Origin of the sequence: Thermogutta sp., from assembly GCF_014359955.1 — a bacterium.
In the GTDB taxonomy this organism is placed as follows: domain Bacteria; phylum Planctomycetota; class Planctomycetia; order Pirellulales; family Thermoguttaceae; genus Thermogutta.
The window spans coordinates 1-4,394 of sequence record NZ_JACIYL010000345.1; the positions used below are offsets into that span (position 1 = coordinate 1).

Annotated in this window: 4 protein-coding genes; 2 read left to right on the forward strand and 2 right to left on the reverse strand. The window is 57.5% G+C overall.

Features of this window, described 5'->3' with window-relative positions:
- On the forward strand, nt 1-1,029 hold a 1,029-nt coding region (gene pyk / locus H5U08_RS11040; RefSeq protein ID WP_297032967.1), incomplete at its 5' end, for a pyruvate kinase.
- Between the two features lie 336 nt (nt 1,030-1,365).
- The gene (locus H5U08_RS11045) at nt 1,366-1,668 is read left to right on the forward strand and encodes a hypothetical protein (protein WP_297032968.1); all 303 of its coding nucleotides are present in this window, start codon (nt 1,366-1,368) and stop codon (nt 1,666-1,668) included.
- A 50-nt stretch (nt 1,669-1,718) separates the two neighbouring features.
- On the opposite strand, the gene lysA is transcribed toward H5U08_RS11045, so the two are convergent.
- Together lysA and H5U08_RS11055 are read right to left on the reverse strand one after the other, a co-directional pair.
- Nucleotides 1,719-3,026, reverse strand: coding sequence for a diaminopimelate decarboxylase (gene lysA, locus H5U08_RS11050; RefSeq protein ID WP_297032969.1), 1,308 nt, complete (start codon nt 3,024-3,026; stop codon nt 1,719-1,721).
- Between the two features lie 492 nt (nt 3,027-3,518).
- Nucleotides 3,519-4,001, reverse strand: coding sequence for a DinB family protein (locus tag H5U08_RS11055; protein WP_297032971.1), 483 nt, complete (start codon nt 3,999-4,001; stop codon nt 3,519-3,521).
- Nucleotides 4,002-4,394 lie beyond the last annotated feature (393 nt).

A 4,394-nucleotide genomic window follows, 5' to 3' on the forward strand; every position in this document is an offset into this window, starting at 1 on the left:
CGGGTGATCGGGAAATCAGAAAATCGGGCAACCTGTTTGGTAACGCAGCCTGGGCTTCTCCGCAGCCGTCAGGGGATCAATCTCCCCGGCGTCAAGCTGCCCTTGCCAGCCATTACGGAAGCTGACCGGGAGGCGCTCGCCTGGGCCCTGCAAAAAGATATCGATTTTGTGGGCCTGAGCTTTGTTCGTTCGCCCGAAGACATCCGCCAATTACGGCAATTGATGGGCGAGGTTCAGAACCCTCCACAAATTGTCGCCAAAATCGAAAAGCCCGAAGCCCTGGACTATCTGGACGAGATTCTCGACCTGGCTGACGCAGTGATGGTCGCCCGGGGAGATCTCGGCGTGGAAATCGACATCGCGGAAGTCGCCATCGTGCAAAAGCGCATCCTGGCAGCGGCGCGAAGGCACCGCAAACCAGCCATTGTCGCCACACAAATGCTGGAGAGCATGCAGCGGTCCCGGATCCCCACCCGAGCCGAAGTCAGCGATGTCACCAATGCCATTCTCGATGGAGCTGACGCCTGCATGCTGTCTGGTGAAACGGCTATCGGCAGCTACCCTGAGGAATCTGTTAGGATGATGCACCGAATCGCACTGGCTACGGAATCTGTGAGCCATCCTCCAGTGCGATTCCAGGCAGCAAACGCATTCCCCGCAAATCCCGCGGAAATCACCGAGGCCTCTGTCTGGCATGCCGGCCTCATCGCCCAGGAAGTCGGCGCGAAAATGCTGATCATCCTGACCCGGTCCGGTCAGACTGCTTTGACGATCGCCAAACACCGTTTCCTGGTACCCACCGTGGGCGTGAGTGAGTCCCGCCAGGTACTTCGGCGGATGTGTCTCTACTGGGGAATCATCCCCCTGATGGAAGCGCCTCTCAGCGACTCGCAGGCCCTCCTGCGATTCGCCACTGAATGGGGGAAACGAGAGGGACTTGTGCAATCAGGGGATCGAGTCGTCTTCGTTTATGGGACCGGACTTGTCTCCAGTGCCCATAATACCGTTTCGGTGTTCGTGGCCGACTGACTGCTCGCACCGGCGTCAACGATGAGATTTGCCCCTCCTAGCCCACCGCCCCCGCACGATTGAACGGACTCGCTGCACGATTCGCATCATCCTTCTGCCGCGCACGATCCGTTTTTTCGTTCCTCACGCAGGGTCCTTGATCTGATTGCACAAGCTGCGCGTGTGGCACCGATTCGCCCTGCCGAAGCGGTCAATCCAGGTTCAACCCTTTTCCGCAGAGTGTCGGTCACAACTGAAATGCGGGGGCCTCACATACACTCAAAAGGGGTGCCGCCCATCAGTCGATTTCCAAAATGATGAGGAAACCTGGTGCAACGTTGATGGGAGTCGAACAACATGAAGAAGCATACAATCCGCGTTGTCACACGGGGCGCTGACGGCGAAATCCGTATCCGCGATTACGATAGCCCCGAGGATCTCCTCAAACGACATACTCAGGTGGGCGTGGACGATTGTTGCACTGATTTGAGCGTGCGTGGTTTGCCGGTACTCAAGGGGCTGATCGGCCCAATCCCCGAAGCCCCCGGCATCGTTCGCTACGAGTCCCCTGAAGTGTTCGAAACTCTCACCAGGGAATGGTCAACCGCTAAACCCGCCCGTCGGCGGACGCGAACCCAGCGCCCCGAGGCCGCACCGTAGGTCCCGCCAGTCGAATCGAGCGACTACGGCACAACCCCAACGGCCTTCCCTCAGGACATGCCGCCGGCAATCTGGCGGGAGTGTTGGGGGGCTGAAATCTCCGACGGGATGATTTCGTCCTTAAAAAGATCCTCGTAGGTCTGGCGACGCCGGATCAGCTTCACTTCTCCGTTATCCACAAGCACCTCGGGTGGATACGGCTTGCTGTTGTAGTTGGAACCCATCACAAACCCGTAGGCGCCGGCACACTCAATGACGATGTAATCTCCCACAGCAGCCTGGGGAAGAAGTCGTTTTGCGACGATCCCCCCTTCCTCCTGGGTGAAAATATCACCGGACTCGCACAGCGGCCCTCCCACGATGACTTCTTGAGCCAGCCGTGGGAGTTTGGGATCTTGCGGAGCCAGGCGTAACGGATGATAAGCACCGTACATAACCGGCCGGACGAGATTATTGAAACCCGCATCCACAAGATAAAATATGTTTTGTGCCTGTTTCTTAACGGCTCGAATCTCCGTGATGAGAAAACCGGCTTCCGCGACGATGTAACGCCCCGGCTCCACCTCCAGACGAACACGGTGACCAAATCGGTCCTCCAAACGCTTCCGTGTTGCATCCCAGAGGTCGAAGTATCGCCGAAGGTCAATGCGGGCATCCCCTTCGCGGTAGGGAATCGGTAGTCCTCCTCCAGCGCTGATCCAACGGATGTTTCGACCGGCCTCCAGGGCCGCCTTTTCCATGGCCTGACACACCTGGGCCAGATGTTCGAAGTCGCTTCCCGACCCGATATGCATGTGAAGTCCCACGACGCTTAACCCATGATGTTCCGCCTCGAACAGGGCCTCGTGCAACTCTTCATGCCAGATTCCGTGCTTGGAAAGCTCACCGCCAGTGTTGGTTTTCCGGCTGTGTCCATGGCCGAAGCCGGGATTGACCCGCAATGTGATTTCTCGCCCGGGAGCCCGTTCGCCAAGTTGCTCGATCATGTCGCGGGAGCCACAATTCACATGGATGTGATGCTCAACGACCAAATCGAGGGCGTCTCGATCGAAAATATCAGCCGTGTACATGATCGGGGGTGGATCTCCAGCCGGCGGATATCCGGCGGCCAGGGCGCGGTGGATCTCCCCCGCACTCACAGCATCCACCAGACCGCCCAGTTGCCGGATGAGCGCCAAAATGGCCACGTTCGAGCACGCTTTCTGGGCGTATCGTACGACGTCAAAGGGGGCAAGTTCCGAAAAACGCTGTCGAATCACCCCCGCGTCGTAGACGTACAAAGGAGTTCCAAACTCCCGCGCAAGTTCGACAACAGGGACACCGCCAATCGTCGTCCTCGTCAGATTCGATTCAGCCATCGAGTAACCTCACGCCGAATGATCAAGGGCGCGCGACCCGGGAAACTGAAACATCCACCCCGAAAACACTTTCAGGATACGTAGGCTCAGGGCGGTCAAACGGCCGGGGCCGGAAAACTCACCCGTCTGCCGGAGTCGGCATCAGCCAAGCAATCCAACATTAATCAAATCACTTTACCACATTTCCCTCGGGCTGACGAAGTCCCGATTTACTTGACGGCTCTCCAGAGCCTTTCCTGCCCCCCTCGATGGCCCCCCACGCCAAAGAGAAGGAGTTATTTCCTGCCAAAAACCCCGCAGAACCTTGCTGTGGCGAAAAAGCTCTGGACGCCTCAGAGGGAATATTCCCAGCCGTCCGTTCGGAAAACTAACGCAGATGCGAGACCCATCTCCCGCAAATGACGTAGGACGGACCGAGACTGCCGGAAACTCACAGCTTGTTCCCAACCTATGCGGGGATATATTCCCCGCCGGAGTAAAGCCCATCGCAAGCTATTTGCCGGTGGGAAGCCCCAGTGCTGTTTTCTTTTCCTCGATAAAGCGGATGTGGTGTGGGATGTGATCCGTGATCGCCTGCAACAAGTCCTGAAGGGTTACCAGTCCCCGAACTGGGTGGCGACCTGCCCTCTGAAACGCTTCTTCCGGGAGCGACTCCAAAATAACGGCCATTTGCTCGCGCAACAGCGTCAGGAGTTCCAATTCCTTTGCGACGTCCCTTTTCGCATAAGCCAGGTGAGCGGCAAAAGCATCCGGTTCGCTCGGGAAAAAAGTGGGTTCCTTTTCCGCAATGACCCGTTTCATCCTGTCGGCATAAAGCTGGTCGAAATCTACGATGTGACAGACGACCTCACGCGTGGACCATCGCCCGGGAACGGGTCGGGCATCCATCTGCTCCGGAGTCATCCCCGCTATTGCCTGCCGCAACGAATTCGGTCCCTGTTTGTATCTTTCGATCAAATCGCGTATAGTGCTCATGCTCCTCCTCCATCGCCTTTTGCCTGGCCGACACAATGAAATACTGACCATGCGCTTGATTGTATGAAGCTGGTCCAGGGCCTTTCGCACGTGGAGCAGCGCAGTCGCCACCAGCCTCTTTCCACCGTCAGGCCACCACGGGGGAAACCGGAGAACGTCCGAATGCCACGGAAACGGAATCTGAAATGGGAAAAGTGAAAAATATTCTGGCATTTGGCGATTCTCCCGGCGGCCTCAACGCTCCAAGCAAACGACCCGCAAGGCGTTGCACCGGTCTCAGACGAGCCCCCACAGGATTTTGTGCTGTCTGGCGGTCTGGCCTTTCAACACCGCTTTTGAGGCAAGGCCGAAAAGCCCAAACAATGGTCGGAAGCCAAAAAGACCGCCAGTGGA